The organism is Nocardiopsis flavescens, from assembly GCF_900141985.1.
Lineage (GTDB): Bacteria > Actinomycetota > Actinomycetes > Streptosporangiales > Streptosporangiaceae > Nocardiopsis > Nocardiopsis flavescens.
In genome coordinates this window covers 447,902-465,413 of sequence record NZ_FQZK01000003.1, presented here as the reverse complement: position 1 = coordinate 465,413, position 17,512 = coordinate 447,902, and the positions used below count along the sequence as shown (strand labels likewise).

General features: G+C 74.6%; 15 protein-coding genes. 11 read left to right on the top strand and 4 right to left on the bottom strand.

What is annotated here, in order from left to right; translation table 11 throughout:
* The first annotated feature begins 210 nt into the window (after positions 1 to 210).
* The 4 genes from BUE45_RS08720 to BUE45_RS08705 all read left to right on the top strand — a co-directional run bounded on the left by BUE45_RS08720 (position 211) and on the right by BUE45_RS08705 (position 5,861).
* Positions 211 to 978, top strand: coding sequence for a hypothetical protein (locus tag BUE45_RS08720; protein ID WP_073377273.1), 768 nt, complete (start codon positions 211 to 213; stop codon positions 976 to 978).
* Between the two features lie 382 nt (positions 979 to 1,360).
* Complete coding sequence (locus BUE45_RS08715; RefSeq protein WP_073377271.1) at positions 1,361 to 1,744, top strand: cold-shock protein; 384 nt, start codon at positions 1,361 to 1,363, stop codon at positions 1,742 to 1,744.
* 190 nt (positions 1,745 to 1,934) lie between these two features.
* Positions 1,935 to 2,690, top strand: a complete 756-nt coding sequence (locus tag BUE45_RS08710) for a DUF3027 domain-containing protein (protein WP_073377269.1) — start codon at positions 1,935 to 1,937, stop codon at positions 2,688 to 2,690.
* Positions 2,691 to 2,789: 99 nt separating this feature from the next.
* Complete coding sequence (locus BUE45_RS08705; RefSeq protein WP_073377266.1) at positions 2,790 to 5,861, top strand: sacsin N-terminal ATP-binding-like domain-containing protein; 3,072 nt, start codon at positions 2,790 to 2,792, stop codon at positions 5,859 to 5,861.
* A gap of 52 nt (positions 5,862 to 5,913) precedes the next feature.
* Here the strand turns inward: BUE45_RS08705 and BUE45_RS08700 are convergent, their stop codons facing one another.
* A complete protein-coding gene (locus BUE45_RS08700) occupies positions 5,914 to 6,765 on the bottom strand; it encodes an MOSC domain-containing protein (protein ID WP_073377264.1) in 852 nt (283 codons plus the stop codon).
* Positions 6,766 to 6,922: 157 nt separating this feature from the next.
* Between BUE45_RS08700 and BUE45_RS08695 the strand changes: the two genes are divergently transcribed.
* Together BUE45_RS08695 and BUE45_RS08690 are read left to right on the top strand one after the other, a co-directional pair.
* The gene (locus tag BUE45_RS08695) at positions 6,923 to 7,357 is read left to right on the top strand and encodes a hypothetical protein (protein WP_073377262.1); all 435 of its coding nucleotides are present in this window, start codon (positions 6,923 to 6,925) and stop codon (positions 7,355 to 7,357) included.
* 332 nt (positions 7,358 to 7,689) lie between these two features.
* Positions 7,690 to 8,352 (top strand): SRPBCC domain-containing protein, encoded by a 663-nt coding sequence (locus BUE45_RS08690; RefSeq protein WP_073377515.1) that lies wholly within the window; start codon positions 7,690 to 7,692, stop codon positions 8,350 to 8,352.
* Positions 8,353 to 8,536: 184 nt separating this feature from the next.
* Here BUE45_RS08690 and BUE45_RS08685 read toward each other — a convergent pair whose 3' ends face one another.
* Positions 8,537 to 10,033, bottom strand: coding sequence for a DUF7059 domain-containing protein (locus BUE45_RS08685; protein WP_073377260.1), 1,497 nt, complete (start codon positions 10,031 to 10,033; stop codon positions 8,537 to 8,539).
* A 61-nt stretch (positions 10,034 to 10,094) separates the two neighbouring features.
* Positions 10,095 to 10,379 (bottom strand): DUF2530 domain-containing protein, encoded by a 285-nt coding sequence (locus tag BUE45_RS08680; RefSeq protein ID WP_073377258.1) that lies wholly within the window; start codon positions 10,377 to 10,379, stop codon positions 10,095 to 10,097.
* 221 nt (positions 10,380 to 10,600) lie between these two features.
* Between BUE45_RS08680 and BUE45_RS08675 the strand changes: the two genes are divergently transcribed.
* The 3 genes from BUE45_RS08675 to thpR all read left to right on the top strand — a co-directional run bounded on the left by BUE45_RS08675 (position 10,601) and on the right by thpR (position 14,782).
* Complete coding sequence (locus BUE45_RS08675) at positions 10,601 to 12,061, top strand: NCS2 family permease (RefSeq protein WP_084737038.1); 1,461 nt, start codon at positions 10,601 to 10,603, stop codon at positions 12,059 to 12,061.
* 239 nt (positions 12,062 to 12,300) lie between these two features.
* Complete coding sequence (locus tag BUE45_RS08670) at positions 12,301 to 13,689, top strand: MFS transporter (RefSeq protein ID WP_084737036.1); 1,389 nt, start codon at positions 12,301 to 12,303, stop codon at positions 13,687 to 13,689.
* 499 nt (positions 13,690 to 14,188) lie between these two features.
* Positions 14,189 to 14,782: an RNA 2',3'-cyclic phosphodiesterase gene (thpR, locus tag BUE45_RS08665; RefSeq protein ID WP_073377512.1), complete on the top strand. Its 594-nt coding sequence runs from the start codon at positions 14,189 to 14,191 to the stop codon at positions 14,780 to 14,782.
* 140 nt (positions 14,783 to 14,922) lie between these two features.
* Here thpR and BUE45_RS08660 read toward each other — a convergent pair whose 3' ends face one another.
* Positions 14,923 to 15,648 carry a 3-keto-5-aminohexanoate cleavage protein gene (locus tag BUE45_RS08660; RefSeq protein WP_073377254.1) on the bottom strand — a complete coding sequence of 242 codons (726 nt, stop codon included), beginning with the start codon at positions 15,646 to 15,648 and terminating at the stop codon, positions 14,923 to 14,925.
* Between the two features lie 108 nt (positions 15,649 to 15,756).
* Here BUE45_RS08660 and BUE45_RS08655 point away from each other — a divergent pair, with 108 nt between their 5' ends.
* Together BUE45_RS08655 and BUE45_RS08650 are read left to right on the top strand one after the other, a co-directional pair.
* Positions 15,757 to 16,836 (top strand): hypothetical protein, encoded by a 1,080-nt coding sequence (locus tag BUE45_RS08655; RefSeq protein WP_073377252.1) that lies wholly within the window; start codon positions 15,757 to 15,759, stop codon positions 16,834 to 16,836.
* A gap of 390 nt (positions 16,837 to 17,226) precedes the next feature.
* On the top strand, positions 17,227 to 17,502 hold the full coding sequence (locus tag BUE45_RS08650) for a hypothetical protein (RefSeq protein WP_073377250.1): 276 nt from the start codon (positions 17,227 to 17,229) through the stop codon (positions 17,500 to 17,502).
* Positions 17,503 to 17,512: the final 10 nt, after the last annotated feature.

The following is a 17,512-nucleotide window of genomic DNA, read 5'->3' as shown; positions in this document are numbered from 1 at the left end:
CTTCACCCGCACAGACTCCCCGGACCCCGCCGCTGTGACACCCGGCGGGGGTGATCAGGGGCACAGCCGGGCGCGGCGCCCGCCGCGGGCGTCCTCCCCGACCCCCGGCCCCGTTCACCGCCGGGTGACTGGCCGTATACGGGGTGAATAAGTCGACCGAAATAGGAAAGGGGACTTAAAAGGCAGGTCATCCTCCGCCACTATGGGGACATGACCCAGCGCTCGGAACAATTGGTACTCGACTATCTGTCCGAGGTCGGCTTGGTCCTGCACGGTCGGCTGACCGCCAGGGAACGGACCGCCTACCTCGCCGATCTGCGCGCCCGGATCGACGCGCGCCGCGCCGCGCTGCCCGGCGGCGGGCCCGAAGCGGTCCGGGGCATCCTGCTGAGCCTGGGGACCCCCCGGGACCTGGTGGAGCGCGAGATCACCGGCCGCAACCTCGACATCGAGGACGAGGAGCTGATCCCGCCCAAGCCCCGGCACGCCGACCGGCCGCCGCCGCCCTGGCGGGGCGGTCCGAGCGGCGGGCTGCGGGGCCTGCTGGAGGGGCCGGGCAGCACCGAGATGAGGCTGGAGGGCCGGGCGCCCCGCGAGACCGGGATGCTGCGCGGACTCGTGCTGTGCCTGCGCCACCACCCCGCCGAACTGGTCGCCCTGGCCCTGCTGCTGATCTCCGTGCCCTGGGGGTGGGGCCTGTCCTTCGTGTGGGTGCTCGGGGCCGCCTTCGTCCTGCTGAGCCGGGTGTGGGGCGTGCGGGACAAGTGGATCGCCGTCCTGGCGCCGCTGCTGGCCTGCCTGGCGGGGATGGCGCTGTGGACCGGCGAGGCCGACTTCGTCGACCAGTACGTCCAGCGGTCCCTGGCCGAGTACGGGGTGATCGGCCTGGGCACGGCCTCCCTGTTCTCGGTCGCCTACCTCGCCCCGAAGGCCTCCCGGTCGGCGCGGGCCGCCGAGCGGCGGCGGGCGTCCGCCTGAGACCTCCCGGTCATCGGTAGGCAAAAGCAGGGGAATAACCTTTTCCGGTCGGCCCGTTACCGTGCATTCGGAAGTGTTTTCTCGGGTACCCAGGTCGTACACCGCCGCTTTCGCTTCGGCGGCGGCCGTGTCGGTGAGACAGGTGGCCCGGCGTCCAGCCCGGGCACCGCACCGCGTTCGGGCGGCCCGGTATCTCCGCCGAGTCCCGTCCCGTACTCCGCAGCAGCGGGGAGGGCCGCCGGAACGCACGGGGCCCGGGTGAGCCGCACCCGGGCCCCGTTCCGCTGCCCGGGGCCGGGTTTATACCCTCGCGTTCCGCCACCCCCGGTATTAGCCTTGCATACCAGTTCTCACCGCAACGACTGAAAGCATGAGGTCCCACGTGCCCACCGGCAAGGTCAAGTGGTACGACGGCGGCAAGGGTTTCGGTTTTCTCACACGCGACGACGGTGGAGAGGTCTTCGTCCATTCCACCGCACTGCCCCCGGGCACCGACACGCTGAGCCCCGGCCAGCGCGTGGAGTTCGGCGTGGCCGAAGGGCGCAAGGGCGCCCAGGCGCTCCAGGTCAAGCTGGTGGACGCCCAGCACTCGGTGGCCAAGGCGCGGCGCAAGAGCCCCGACGAGATGGTGGTCATCACCGAGGACCTCATCAAACTGCTCGAAGGCCTCTCCAACGGGTACCGCCGCGGACGCCACCCGGAGCGCCGCGACGCCTCCCGCGCCGCCGCGGTGCTCCGGGCCGTCGCCGACGACCTGGAGGCCTGACCCCCGTGGGACGACGGCCCCGGTCCGCGGACCGGGGCCGTTCCGCTTCCCCCCAAGAGCCGACCAAGAGGGTGTATCGGACGAACCTTGACCCGCGTTGTGGTCAAATCGGTGCCGTGCATCAGTGAGAATGGGGAACGTGAGCCCTTCTCGACGTTCTCCTGTACCCGACAAGGCGTGTATCGAGGCGGTGGACCTGGCCCGCTCGGTGGCCGCCGAGGTCGGGCGACCCGAGTGGGTGGGTGAGCACCTCGCTCCCCAGGTCGAGGACACCCGTCTGATCACCCACTACTTCACCTGCCTCGACCCGGCCTACCCCGGGTGGACGTACGCCGTCACCGTGGTCCGCGCCTCGCGCGCCAAGGACGTCACGGTCAACGAGGTCGTCCTCCTGCCCGGCGAGGGCGCCCTCGTGGCGCCCGAGTGGGTGCCCTGGAAGGAGCGGCTGCTGCCCGGCGACCTCGGTCCCGGGGACCTGCTGCCCACCGACGAGGACGACGAGCGCCTCGTGCCCGGCTACGCCCAGGTCGCCGACAGCGAGCTGGACGAGGAGGGCGTGGACCGGCAGATGGTCTGGGAACTGGGCCTGGGCCGCAAGCAGGTGCTGTCCGAAACCGGTCGCGAGCAGGCCGCCGAGCGCTGGTACAACGGCGAGTCCGGACCGCGCACGCCGCTCGCCGAGTCGGCGCCCGCCCGCTGCATCACCTGCGGCTTCATGACCCCCCTCGCCGGGGAGCTGCGCCAGATGTTCGGGGTGTGCACCAACGGCTACGCGCCCGACGACGGCCGCGTCGTCTCCCTGGACCACGGCTGCGGCGCCCACTCCGAGGTGCGCATGCCGCAGTCGCGCAACGAGCCGGTCGCCCCCGTCGTCGACGAGATGGGCTACGACCACATCGTCTTCGACGACACCGCCGAACTGGAACTGGTCTCCTCCGACTCCTGACGGTCCGGCCCGGGCACGTCCTGCACCCGCCCCGCAGAGGGTGGGCTAGGGTCTGATGTGCATCGTGCCGGGCCGTGCCGGCCGCCAGGAGGGACCACCATGGCCGAGCCGCTCGCCACCGGGGTTGACCCCTACGACACCGCCGAACTGCGCCGACGCGTACTCGCGGCGTGGGCGGACGCCCCCGCCCGGTTCCGCGAGGACGCCAACGCCGAGGAGGACTTCGCCCTCGGCGGCTACCGCGACCGCGTCGTGGTCGAGCTGGCCCAGAACGCGGCCGACGCGGCGCGCCGCGCGGGCGTCCCCGGACGGCTGCTGCTGTCCCTGGACGGCCACCGCCTCGTCGCCGCCAACACCGGCGCCCCGCTCACCGCGCAGGGCGTGGAGTCGCTGGCGACCCTGCGGGCCTCCACCAAGCGCGACGGCACCGAGGCCGGCCGGTTCGGGGTGGGCTTCTCCGCCGTGGCCGCACTCGGCGACGACGTCACCGTGGACTCCGCCGGCGCGGCGGTCCGCTTCAGCGCCGACCTCGCCCGCGCGGCCGTCGCCGAACTGCTCTCCGGAGGCGACCCGTCCGGGCTGGGCGCCGAGGTCGAGCGCCGCGGCGGGCACGTGCCCATGCTCCGCCTGCCCTTCCCCGCGGAGGCGGCCCCGGACGGCGCGCGGGACGACACCGTGCGGGGCTACGACACCGTCGTCTCCCTGACGCTGCGCGACGACGACGCCCGCGACCGGGTGCGCGCCCTGCTCGCCGGGACCGGCGAGGCGCTGCTGCTGGCCCTGCCCGGACTGGCCGAGGTCCGCGTCCTGGTCGACGGCGCCGAGCGCGTCGCCACCCGCCAGGAGGACGGCGGGGAGCCGGTCACCACCCTGCGCGAGGCCGAGGGCACCCGCACCACCCGGTGGCGCACCCTCGTCCGCACCGGGGAGTTCGACCCCGCCCTGCTCGCCGACCGGCCCACCGAGGAGCGCGCCCGCACCGCGTGGTCGCTCACCTGGGCGGTGCCCGTCGACGACGACGGCGGCCCGGCCCCGCTGCCGGAGGACGTCGACCCCGTGGTGCACGCGCCCACCCCCACCGACACCGGGCTGGACCTGCCCGCCGTCCTCATCGGCACCTTCCCGCTGGGCAGCGACCGCCGCGCGGTGCAGCCGGGCCCGGCCACCGACCTGCTGCTCACCGAGGCCGCCGAGGCCTACTGCGCGCTGCTGCGCCGCTTCGGCGCCGAGGCCGCCCTGGAGCTGGTGCCCGGCACCCGCGTGGGCGGGGGGCACGTGGACGCCGGGTTCCGCGCCCGGGTCGCCGGGCCGCTGCGCACCACCCCGTTCCTCGCCACCGAGACCGGCGCGCCCGTCGCCCCGGACGAGGCGGTCCTGCTGGACACCGGCGGGACGGCGCTCTCGGCGGTCCTGGCCGAGCTGATCCCCGGGCTGCTGCCCGGCCGCCTCAACCCCCGCCACCCCGCGCTGGCCGCGCTGCGCGTCCACCGGATCGGCGCCGCCGACATCGCCGACCTGCTCGCCGACACCGACCGGCCGCCGTCCTGGTGGGCGGGCCTGTACGCGGCGCTGTCCGCCGGCGCGGACACCGACGAGCTGGGCGCCCTGCCCGTGCCGCTGGCCGACGGGCGCCTGGTCCGCGGACCCCGGTCCCTGCTGGTCCCCGAGGAGGACGGCGCCTCCCGGATCGACGCCGAGGCCCTGGCGGCCCTGGGGGTGCGCCTGGTCCACCCCGAGGCCGTCCACCCGCTCCTGCTGCGCCTGGGCGCCGTGGAGGCGGGGCCGGCCGCGGTCCTGGCCGACGCGCGCACCGAGGCCGCCGTGCGCGGCTCCCTGGACGCGGACGACCCCGAACCGCTGGCGGAGGCGGTCCTGGACCTGGTCGCGGCCTCCGGGACCACCGCCGCGGACGCCCCCTGGCTGGCCGAGCTGGCGCTGCGCGACGACGAGGACGGCTACTCGGTGGCCGCCGAGCTGCTCGTGCCCGGCGCCCCCCTGGCGGAGGTGCTGTCCGAGGACGCGCCCTTCGGCACCGTGCACGCGGACCTGGTGGAGCGGCACGGCACCGACGTGCTGCGCGCGGTCGGCGCGCTGTGGGAGTTCACCCTGGTGCGCGCCGAGGACGCCGCCCTGGGCGGGGACGTCCTGGACGTGTTCGAGGAGGCGCCCGACGCCCTGGACGAGTGGGCCGACGAGCTGCTGGAGCGGGTGGGCGACCCCGAGCTGCCGCCGGTCGTCCCCGAGCTGCTCTGCGTCGCCGACCTCGACTACGTGGCCGACGACCGCTGGCCGCGGGCCCTGGAGATGCTGTCGCGCGGCGCGCTGCGCGCCGCGGTCACCGACCCGGCCCGCGTGCTCATGCCCGACGGCCGGGTGGTGGACGCGACGTCGTACACCGCCTGGTGGCTGCGCACCCGGGCCCTGGTGGGCGGGTCGGCCCCGGCCGAGCTGCGCGCCGCCGAGGCCGAGCCGGCGCTGGCGGGGCTGTACGACGAGGCGCCCGCGGACATCGACCCCGAGTTCGCCCGGGCCCTGGGCGTGCGCACCACCCTGGAGGAGCTGCTGGCCGACCCGGACGGCCCGGACGACCTGCTGGCCCGGCTGGCCGACCCGGAGCGGCACGTGGACCGGCCCGGCCTGCTGCGGATCTGGACGGCGCTGGCCGGGGTGGACGCCGACCTGGTCACCCCGCCCTCGCGGGTGCGCGCCGTGCTGGGCGGCTCGATCGTGGTGGCCGACGCGGAGGACGCCGTGGTGGTGGACTCCCCGGACCTGCTGCCGCTGCTCGCGGAGCGGCCGCTGGTACTGGCCGCGGCCCCGGAGGACCTGGCCGAGGTGCTGGACCTGGAGCTGGCGAGCGAGACGGTGGAGGGCGACGTGCCCGCCGGCGGAGTCCTGCGGCAGGTCCCGGCGGTGGCCGACCTGTTCCTGGACCCCGAGGGGGAGCAGCCGGACCGCACCTACCTGCACCACGCGGAACTCGTCGTGGACGGGGTCGAGGTGGAGTGGTACGCGGGCGGCGGCGTCGTGCACGCGTCCACCGACGAGGGCCTGGCCCGCGCCCTGTGCTGGCGCACCGAGCAGTGGGGGCGCCGGCACCTGCTGGCGGCGGCGCTGCGCGACCCCGACGCGGCCCCGCTGCTCCTGGCCGAGGCCGACCTGGAGCAGTGACCGGGGCGGTCGAGCCCCGGCCTCCCGCGGCGCGGTGCCGGGGTGCGGAGGTTCAGAGCACGGCGGCCAGCCGGGTGCCCAGGCCCTCTTCGGCCTCGCCCCAGGCCGTGACCTCCAGCTCGTCCCCGACGGCCAGCACGCCCGGCCGGGTGACCGCGAACTTGGCGCCGAAGGACACGCCGCCCCCGTCGGCCCGCCGGTAGCCCGCCAGGGTGCGCAGCGGCTCCGGCCCGCGCTTCTCGCCGGTCTCCTGGTCCACGGTGGTGACCGCGCAGCGGATGCACACCTTGGCGTAGCCGAGTTCGGCGGTGCCCAGGCGCACGGCGCGTACGAGGTCCTCGGTGTGCGGGGCGGCCCACCCGGAGACCACGATGTTGGGACGGAACCGGCGGACCGGCACGGGCTCGGCGCCGCGCTCCAGGATGCGGCCGTTGAGCAGGTCCAGGGAGGCCGAGGAGGCCACGAGCACGGCGGTGCTGTCCGCGAACCCGCTGGTGCCCGGGGTCAGGCCGCCGGTCTCCCGCACGTGGTCGCCGGGCACCCGGACGAGCCGGCTGGGGGCGCCGAGCACCTGGGAGAGCCACTCCGCGGCGGCGGCGCCCTGGTCGACGCCGGTGAACGGCTCCCGGTGCAGGGTGACGCCGACCCGGGGCCCTCCGGGGTCGACGGCCACGGTCAGCGGCTCGACGCCGTCGGCGGCCAGGCGCAGCACGCCCTCGCCCGCCTCGGGGCGGATGCGGGCCATACGCGGGTCCCTGCGCTGGCTGCGGAAGCCGCCCGCGCCGTCCACGACCATGAAGGAGCGGTCGTGGCGGAGCCCGGCCGCGGTGAGTTCCGCGGTGTCCAGGGAGACACCCGCGCACCCCTTGACCGGGTAGTGGACGAGTTCGGAGATTCGGGCCATGGCGAGCACGCTAGCGCATGGGGGCACCCCCGGTTTGCCCCCGGGCTCCGCACCCGCTGTACTTCTCATCGAGGCCTGGAAGGAACCGGGGTATATTCCGGCGCGTCCTCCCTGGCGTAACGAACCCGGCCGACATCCGAACCGACAGGACCCCTCCATGCGCACGATCCCCATCGCTCTCCTCGCGGCCGCCGCCCTCGTGGCGGTGGCGGGCTGCTCCTCGGACGAACCGGACTCCTCCTCGGGCTCCGGCGGCGTCGAGGAGGGCGCTCCGCCCGCGGGCAGCGAGCAGACCTTCGAGCCCGGCCGGCAGATCACGGTGGAGCTCACCATGAACGCCTCGGGCGACGGCGGCCGGAGCACCTCCTTCTTCTCGGGGTACCGCCCCACCATCGAGTTCGAGTACCAGGAGCAGTCCACCACCTGCTACGCGCAGCTGCCGGTGGACCTGCGCGAGTTCCCGCCCGGGGAGACGCACCGGATCGGCCTGGAGTGCGACGACGCGGTCGTCGCCCACCCGGACACCCCGGCCTTCACCCTGCTGGAGGGCGGCGACGCGCTGGGCACCGGCGAGATCGTCTTCACCGGCTGACCCCGTGCCGCAGCCGCGGTCACGGAGGGGGACGACACGCTCAATATCAGGCTTGGCTTATATAGTTCTTTGCTTATATGGTGGTCCCGTGCGCGCCTTCGGCGTGCCGGGCGACCCTGTACGGCGAGGGTGGGCGCGCCCCGCGGTACCCGCGGGTACCGCGGGAGAACGGCTCCGCCACCGTGCGCGGGGACGGCGACCGTCCGCGGCGGTTCGCCGCCCGCCCGGAGCCGCACCCGGGGGCGCTGGAGAGCGGGACCGCCGGAGGCGGCCGCGGTGACCCGGGCCGGAACGACGCCGGCCGGGGACCGGACACGACAGGGGAGCGGACCATGGACGTTCAGAGGCGGATCGACGACACCCGGCGCACCGTCGCCGTCGACGGCGAGGGGGACGCCGCCACCGTCACCATCGCCCACGACTACGCCACCGGGGTCGGGGACCTCTGGGACGCCTGCACCGACGCCGGCCGCCTCTCGCGCTGGTTCGCCCCCGTCAGCGGGGACCTGCGCCCGGGCGGCGCCTACCGGGTGGAGGGCAACGCGAGCGGCCGGGTGCTGGCCTGCGACCCGCCGAAGTCCTTCCACGTCAGCTGGGAGTTCGAGGGGGCGCGCAGCGACGTGCACGTCACCCTGACCCCGCTGCCCGCCGAGGACGGCCGGGAGCGCACCCGCTTCGAACTGGCGCACACGTCGCCGCTCGGCGCCTTCTGGGACGAGTACGGCCCGGGCGCGGGGGGCGTCGGCTGGGACCTGTCCGTCCTGGGTCTCACGCTGCACCTGGAGACCGGCTCCGACGTCCCCCTGGAGCTCACCGGGTGGGGGACCTCGGCCGAGGCCCTGGCCTTCATGGAGCGGAGCGGCCGCGCCTGGGAGGCCGCCCATCTGGCGGCCGGGGCCGACCCGGAGGCCGTGCGCGCCTGCGCGGAGCGCACCATCGCCGCCTACACCCGGGCCCCGGACGAGGCGTCCGGCGAGGCGTCCGGGCAGGGCTGACCGCCCGGACCTGCGGCACCGCCCCGCTGGACCGGGGCGGCCCGTTACCGCGCCCGGGGGCGCCGGGTCCCGGGGACGAGGCGTTCGACGAGGTGTCCGGGCAGGGCCGACCCGCCCGGCGGGCGGGAGCCTGTTCCTCCGAAGCCGCCCCGCGGGGCCGGGCCCGGGGGGGGGGGGCGCGGCGTCAGCGGGTGACGGTGAAGAAGCCCTCGGAGATGAGGGTGCGCAGCGCGCCGGGCACCCGCTCGCGCACCGCGGCGGGGTCCTCGTTGATGAGCTGGGCGATGGCGTCCAACAGCGGGCCCACCGGCATCGTCCCGTCGCAGACCCCGGCCAGCGCGGCCTCCACGGTGCCCACCCGGGCCACCCGCCGCAGCCCGTCGCGCTGGCGCAGCACGATCTTCTCCGGGTCGGGGGCACCGGGGACGCCGACGCGCTCCTCGACCACGCCCGGGGCCAGGGCCACGTGCGCCGACAGCAGCGCGGCGTCGGTCAGCCGGTGCGCCGTCATCGCCCCGTCCACCACGGAGGGGAGGTAGGGGCCCACCGGCTGCTCGATGTCGTGGCGCAGCTGCTCCACCCGCACCGTCGCGTCCTGCGCGACGTCGTTGCGCAGGCTGATCCACCCGAACCCGATGCCCTTGATGCCCTCGCGCTCGAAGTAGTCCAGCCAGGCGTCGTAGCGGCGGGTGTACTCGGGGGTGCCGTGCTCGCAGGAGTCGCGCAGCCACAGCTCCACGTACTCCGCGGGGTCCTGCACGTCGCGCTGGACCACCCAGCCCGAGCAGCCGGTCCCGGTGATCCAGCCGCCGACCCGGTCCTCCCAGTCGTCGCCGTCGGAGTGGACCCAGTTGGCGAGGATCTGGCACCAGCCGCCCTCGGTGAGGTGGGCGGGCGCCTCGCGCACCAGCTCCGCGCAGACCGTGTCGCCCGGCAGGTCGGACTCCCGGTAGGTGTAGCGGGAGGCGTCGGGGGTGATGACGAACGGCGGGTTGGACACGATCAGGTCGAACCGCTCGTCCGCCACCGGCTCGTACAGGGAGCCCGGGAGCAGGCGGACGTCGGGCACCCCGGACAGGGCCGTGCTGAGCGCGGCCATGCGCAGGGCACGCGGGTTGAGGTCGGTGGCGGTGATCTCCCGGGAGCGGGAGGCCAGGTGCAGCGCCTGCACGCCGCAGCCGGTGCCCACGTCGAGGGCGCGCTCGGCCGGGCCGTCGACGATCAGCCGGGAGAGGGTGGCCGAGGCGCCGCCCGCCCCCACCACGTGGTCGGCCCGGGGCACCTCCCCGCGGCCGGGGCGCACCTTGGGGTCGGAGACGACGAAGCCGGGCCGGCCCTCCTCCAGCTCCCAGGGGCCCAGGTGGACGAGGGAGCGCACGACGGGGCCGTCGGGCCGCTCGTCCACGCGGACCAGCCCGGCCGCGGCCAGCTCGTCCACGGGCAGGACCGCCCGGGCGGCCCGGGCGGGGATGGGGCTCTGGAGCCACCACAGGCGCAGCAGCAGGCCGAGCCGCTCGTCGCCGCCGGTGGCGCGCAGCGCGGGCACGAGCTCCTCGCGGGCCAGGGCGCGGGCCGCGGCGTCGCCCAGCCGGTCGCGCACGCCGGACACCGTGTAGTCGGCGTCGATGAGGATGGCGCGCAGTCGCTCGGCGAGTCCGCGCGGGAAGGCTGTCTCAGGCACCCGTCCATTATCGGTCACCGGACCCACCAGGGCGTTCGGGGCCGGGTCCGCGCGGCCCCGATCAGGGCGCCGGCCGGTCGTGGGCCGCGGTGTCGCGGCGTTCGGCCGCGCGCCCCTCGGCCTCCGACCGCTTGCGCAGCAGCCGGGGGATGTAGAGGAAGCCGAACACGCCCAGGGCGGTGCCCGTCGCGCACACGCCGATCCACCAGCGCTCGGTCTCGGGCAGGCCGTCGCCCATCAGCAGCAGAACGGCCAGCGCGACCGCCCAGGCGAGTGTTCCGAGCGCCGCGGGGACGCGGTAATCGCTTTCGTGGACTTCCGGGTCCGGCCGTCGAGGTTTGCGCACGGCTCCAGGCTAGCCGCAGACCCGGGGCCGCTCCACGGAGCGGGGCGGCATGTGCGCTGAGCAGGGAAAGGTTGATCACATCGGGTGAGCGGATCATCCGGACACATGGCGTTTTCTACGAAACGGGGGTGAAACGAGGGTGGGCTGTTGTATGAACCTGCAACTAATGTGGCCCAGAATCCTTGTTGTCCGGATAAACGCGACCAGGTCAGGCTGACATCGTGAACGTACCGACCACATCCCCCGCCACCCAGGGGTCCGGCGGGCCCCTCGACCGCTTCTTCCACATCTCCGAGCGCGGTTCCACGCTCGGCACCGAGATCCGCGGCGGTCTGGCGACCTTCTTCGCCATGGCCTACATCATCGTCCTCAACCCGCTGATCCTCAGCAGCGCGCAGGACGTCAACGGCGACACGCTGGAGGTCCCCCAGCTCGTCGCGGTGACCGCTCTGGTGGCGGCGATCAGCAGCATCCTCATGGGCGTCGTCAGCCGGTACCCGTTCGCGCTGGCCGCGGGCATGGGCCTCAACGCGGTGGTGGCCTTCACCATCGCCCCGATGATGACCTGGGCCGACGTCTTCCTGCTCCTGATCGTGGAAGGCGTCATCCTCACGATCCTGGTCCTGACCGGGTTCCGCACCGCGGTCTTCGCCGCGATCCCCGGCGGACTCAAGATCGCCATCGGCGTGGGTGTGGGCCTGTTCCTCACGATGATCGGCTTCGTCAACGCCGGGTTCATCGGCGGCGAGGGCGGCACCATCGTCAGCCTGGGCGACAACGGCCTGAACACCCTGCCGATCCTGATCTTCGTCGTCGGCCTGCTGGTCACCGTCGCCCTCTACGTCCGCAAGATCCGCGGCGCGATGCTGCTGGGCATCGTGGTCGCCACCGCCCTGGCGATCGCCGTCCAGGCCGTGTGGGGCGACCGCGGAGAGGAGGGCCTGGGCTGGCAGCTGCCGATGTACACCCCGGAGCTGCCGACCTCCCTCGGCGACATCGTCGCCCTGCCGGACTTCTCCCTCATCGGCCTGTTCGCCGACGGCGGCTTCGACATCTTCTCCCGCTGGGCCGACGTGGGCCTCGCGACCGTCGTGATGCTGCTGTTCACGCTGATGCTGGCCGACTTCTTCGACACCATGGGCACCATGGTGGGCGTCGCCCACCAGGCCGGCCTGACCGACGAGAACGGCAACCTGCCCAAGACCCGCGAGGTCCTGGCCATCGACTCCTTCGGCACGATCTTCGGCGGCCTCACCTCGTCCTCGATCGCCACCGTGTACGCCGAGTCCGCCGCGGGTGTCGCGGAGGGCGCGCGCACCGGCATCGCCCCGATCGTCACCGGCCTGATGATGGTCGTCGCGACCTTCTTCGCGCCCCTGGTCACCATCGTGCCCTTCGAGGCCGCCACCCCGGTCCTCATCATCGTCGGCTTCATGATGATGGTGCCGGTCGGCAAGATCGACTTCGCGGACCCGGCCGTGGGCCTGGCGTCGTTCTTCGCGATCGTGATCATGCCGTTCACCTACTCGATCGCCAACGGCATCGGGATGGCGTTCATCGTCTTCACCTTCGTCCGCCTGGTCGAGGGCAAGGGCCGCCAGGTCCACCCGCTCATGTGGGTCATCTCGCTGGTCTTCCTGGTCCACTTCGCCGAGCACCCGATCTACATGCTCATCGGCTAGACCGCGTCCTCCCGCACCCGCACCCGCCGCGGTGCCCGGCCCCGGGGCCGGGCCGTCCCCCGTGCGGGGCGGACGGGGTAGGGGCCCCGGGGCGCGCGCCCCGCCGGCTCCGCGCCGCGGGAATTCCCACGGCGGTGGACGACGTTGTGCCCAGTGATGAGTCAACGCCGTTTACCCTTTCTCGCCCGGAACATCCCGGTGACCGCATCAGTCCCTCCCCCCGTACAGGGGAGGGACTGATGCGGCGTATCGCCATGTTCCGCTCACTGTCCGTGCGCAACTACCGCCTGTACGCGCTCGGACAACTGCTCTCCAACCCCGGCACCTGGATGCAGCGCATCGCCCAGGACTGGCTGGTCCTCCAGCTCAGCGGCGGCAGCGGCATCGCGCTCGGGATGACCACCGCCCTCCAGTTCCTCCCCATGCTGTTCCTCGGCCTGTGGGGCGGCGCCCTCGTGGACCGGCTGAACAAGCGCCGCCTGCTGGTGTTCACCCAGGGCGCCATGGGCGTGCTCGCCGTCGCCCTGGGCGTGCTGGCCACCCTGGGGGCCGCGCAGGTCTGGCACGTGTACCTGTTCGCGTTCGGGCTCGGGCTGATCACCGTGCTCGACAACCCCGGGCGCCAGGCCTTCGTCCCCGAGATGGTCGACCGGGACCTGCTGACCAACGCGATCGCGCTCAACAGCGCCAGCTTCCAGCTCGGCCGGGTGACCGGCCCGGCCATCGCCGGACTGCTCATCGCCTGGATCGGCAGCGGCCCGGTCTTCCTCCTCAACGGGGCCTCGTTCGGGTTCACCATCCTGGCGCTGCTGCTCATCCGCACCGCGGAGCTCAACCCCACCGAGCCGGTGCCCCGGGGCAAGGGGCAGATCCGCGAGGGCCTGGCCTACGTGAGCGGCCGGCGCGACCTCGTGCTGCTGCTCCTGCTGGCCGCGTCCACCCAGTTCTTCGGCGCCAACGGGCAGACCCAGATCGCCCTGGTGGTCAACAACGTGTTCGAGACCGGGGCCGCCGCGTTCGGAGTGGCCGCCGCCTGCCTGGCGGTCGGCGCCCTCGTCGGCGCGCTGCTGGCCGCCCGGCGGGACCGGCCACGGCTGCGGCTCGTCCTCGTCGGCGCGATGGCCTTCGGCGTGGGCCAGCTCGTCGCCGGGCTCATGCCGACCTACCTCGCGTTCGTCGTGGTGCTGGTGCCCATGGGCATCGCCTTCATGACCTACGTGACCACGCTCAACGCCACCTTCCAGCTCACCGTGGACCCGAGCATGCGCGGACGGGTCATGAGCATGTTCCTGCTGGTGTTCATGGGCGTGGCCCCGATCGGCGCCCCGGTGGTGGGCTTCCTCGCCGACACCTTCGGGCCGCAGACCAGCATGGTCATCGGCGGCGTGTTCACGATGCTCGTGGTCGGCGCGCTCTCCGTCCCGCTGTTCCGGGTCAAGGGCGTGCACGTGCGCGACCTGCTGCCCGGACGCCGACGCGCACCGGTCGCCCGGGAGCCCGCCCGGGCCGGGGAGCCGGAGGCGGGGGAGGCGGTGCCGGACGCCGGCGCCGCGGCCGGGAACGGCGCCGCGGAGACGCCCGCCGCGCCCGGGAGGCACGACGACCTCACCGGGCCCCGCGCCCGCTGAGGACCGCCGACGGCCCGCGCGTCCGGGAGGCCCCGCGCCCCCGGACGCCAGGGCCCGGGCGGTCGCCGCGCACCGGGACCGGCACCGGGCCGACCGCCGACAGTCTTCGCACCGCGCGGCGGAACGGCCCGCCGCCCGGCCGGGGGAACACCTTCTCGCCGCCCGCCGCCCCCGCCGGCGGCGCCCCGTGAGCGGTGGCAGGGACCCTATCCCGCTGGTCAGCGGACCGCTCACCGCGAAACCGGCCGGGGACGCCGTGCCCGTGGCGGCGAACATCACCGACAGGGCGGCGCGCCGCACCCGCGGGTCCCGGCCCGCTCCCCGGAGCGCCGCCACCGGCGGCCCGCCGGTCCGCGCCGAGGCGAACGACGCCCCCGGCCGGGACGAGGAGCACACCGGCGGGCACCGGCACGCGGGGCCGCCTTCTCCCGGGGAGCCGGGGCGGGAGCGGGACCCGCCGACCCTGCCCGGGCCCGCGGCCGGATGCGAGGATGCCCCCATGAGACTGTTCGCCGCCCTGGCACCGCCCCCCGAGGTCGTCGACGCCGTCCGGGACGCCCGCGAACCGGGGCCGGGGCGCAGGCCCGACCTGCACTGGACCCCTCCCGCGGAGTGGCACCTCACCCTCGTTTTCCTCGGCGAGGTCCCCGACGACCTGCTGCCGGTCCTCACCGGGGTCCTCGACGGGGCGGTCGGCGGCCACGCCCCCTTCGACCTCACCGCCGAAGGGTGGGGCGTCTTCCCCGGCCCGCACCGCGACCGCTCCTCCGTCCTGTGGGCGGGAGTCGGCGGCGACACCGGGGCCCTGGCCCGCCTGGCCGCCGACCTCAGGGCCGCGGCCTCCGCCGTCGGCCTGCCCGTCGAGGACCGCGCCTACGTGCCGCACCTCACCGTCGCCCGCAGCCGCCCTCCCCGCGACCTGGACGGCCTGCTCACCGAGCTGGGAAGCGGCCCCCGGGCACCCTGGCCCGTCCGCGACGTGCACCTCGTCGAGAGCCGGCCCGAACGGGAGGACCGCTACACGACCGTGCGGACCTGGGCATTAGGCTGGAGGACCGACCCGGGACCACCGCCAGAGCGGAGCACGGCATGAGCATGCTCACCAACAACCACAAACAGCGGTGGCTGCTGCCCGTGGTGCTCGGTGCCATCATGCTGCTCGTCCTGCTCGGCGCCCTGCTGGACTGAGCCGCCGCGGGCCCGGCCGGCCGCCGCGCCCCGGACCGGCAGCGCTCAGGCGGGGGCCGACGCCAGGCGCACCGCGTGCGCGACCAGCGCCGCGTTGTCCCGGGCCTCCGACCCGTCCGGCATCCGCATGGTGTCCTCCAGGCCGATCCGCACGTCCAGCCCCGCCTCCAGCGCGTCCTCCAGCATCGGCCAGGCGGTCGCGTCCGAACCGTGCAGCAGCCGCGGCGCCCGCACGCCCGCCCGGTCCAGCAGCGACAGCACCGCCCCGGCGTTGCGCCGGGCGTCCTCCACCGCGACCTGGGTGGGCTCCACCAGCACCGCCTCCGCCGGCACCCGCGCGGCGACCAGGATGCGGGCGGCGTCCACCGTCCACACCCCCGCCTCCACCGCGACGCGGCGGTCGTCCAGCAGGTGGACCAGGTCCACCGACCCGGCCTCGTGCAGGTTCACCGTCACCGAGTCGGGCAGCGCCGACGACGCCCAGCGCTGCACCAGGTCGTAGCGCCGCCACGGGTCGGACTGGGCGGACAGGGCGGTGGTGAGCGACACCGGCACGCCGGGCCCCTCGGCGCGCAGCCGCTCCATGAGCGGCCCGACCACCTGCGGCTCCAGCGACTCCGCCCCCTGGCGGTCGCGCGGGTGGACGTGGAGGGCGGTCGCCCCCGCGGCCACCGCCGCGTGGGCGTCGGCCAGCAGCTGGTCCACGGAGACGGGAAGGGCGGGGTGAGCTCCGGGGCGGCGGTCCCCGTTCAGGCAGGCGACGATCCTCATGGATACTCCTCACGGCACTCCGTAAGCCGAATGTGCCCGTTCGCGCCGCTGTGCAAAAGCCGTCCCGGCTGCGTTCCCCGGCCGCCGCCCCCTGGCAGGATGTCCGTCATGAGACGACCGCTCGTGTGCGCCGTGGCCGCGCTGACCGTGTTCCTCCCGGCTCCCGCCCTGGCGGAGCCGGAGGTCCCCGACGGGGGGACGGGGCTCGACTACCCGCGCGGCGGCGAGGGGCCGGAGGGGTCGGAGATCGCTTTCACCTTCCAGGACCCGCGGATCTCGGAGTCCAGCGGCATCGCCCCCTCGCTGCGGCACGAGGGCGTCTGGTGGACCCACAACGACAGCGGCGAGCACCCCACCGAGGTGTACGCGGTGGACGAGAACGGCGCCACGCTCGCCACCGTCACCCTGGCCCTGGAGCGGCGCGACTGGGAGGCCGTCTCCGTCGCCCCCGGGCCCGACGGGGAGCCCGCGGTCCACATCGGGGACATCGGCGACAACTTCGGCGGGAGCTGGAGCGAGGTGCGGGTGTACCGGTTCCCCGAGCCCGAGGTGCTGGCCGACACCACCCTGGACCCGGCCGTGCTGACGTTCTCCTACGCCGACGGGGGCCGCGACGCCGAGTCGATGATGATCGACCCGCGCGACGGGCGGCTGTACGTGGTGTCCAAGGAGTTCGCGGGCGGGCTGTACGCGGCGCCCGCGGAGATCGACCCCGAGGGCGTCAACACGCTGGAGCGCGTCGACTCGGCGCCGCTGTTCGCCACCGACGCCGCCTTCGGCCCGGACGGCACGCGGTACGTGATCCGCACCTACTGGGGCGCCACGGTCTACGACTCGACCGACGGGGTGCCGGGCACCTCGCTGGGCGCGTTCGACCTGCCCGAGTCGGACCAGGGCGAGTCCGTGGCCTTCACCCCCGACGGCACCGCCCTGATGGCCGGGACCGAGGGGCTGAACGCGCCGGTGTGGCGCGTCCCGCTGGAGGACCGCTACCGGACCGGTCGGGCCGAGGCGGAGGAGGACGCGGAGGACGCGGAGGAGGCCGGGTCCCCGTCCCCGTCGGAGTCCGCGGGGGAGCCCCCGGAGGACGGCGGGGAGCGGGGGAGCGCGGTCCCGTTCATCGCGGGCGGCGGCCTGGTGGCCGCCCTGCTGATCGGCGGCATCGTCCTGCTCGCCCGCCGCGGGTGAGCGGGCGGTCCCGGGAGGGGTCCCGTCCGGACCCCCTCCGGTCGGCCCGCGGGGTGCCCCGCCCGCCGCGGGCGGGCGGTCCGGGCGGGCCCTGCCCGAATCCCCCGCCGGGCGGGGCGCCGGTCAGCCGTCCTTCTTGGGGCCCTGGCCGTTCTGTGCGGCCCGGCCGGCGTCCTGCGCGCCCGTCACGGGTGGGCGGCCGGTCCGCGGGGCGGCTCCGGGAATAGGTCCGATCACCGGTGCGGGGCGGTTCCGTTCTTCGCATTCCGTCCGCGGGGCCGTCCCCCAGGGGCACGGGGTGGCCGGAACCGGCCACGGTGTCGTCGGATCGCCTGCCCCGCCCCCGGACCCGACCTTTTCAGGGCACGCGGCGTAGTGCAGGATGGGTGCATGAGTGATTCTGAGGTTTCTTTGACCAAAGTGGAAGAGGACGTTCTGATCTCTCTGGCCGCCTTGGAGTACGAGAACAAGCCGACGGTGAACTTCTTCTGGCCTTCGGAGATCGGCGGGTATTCGGACCTGACCACGGATGTCGAGGCGATCGGAGAGGCGTTGGCAACCTTGACGGAGAAGGACCTGGTGAGTGGATTCCAGGGCAGATATTGCCTTGGTCCGGATTCTTCTTCGGTGGTTCGGAAGGTAAAGAATAGGCGCGGAGAGTCGTAGCGAAAACGGA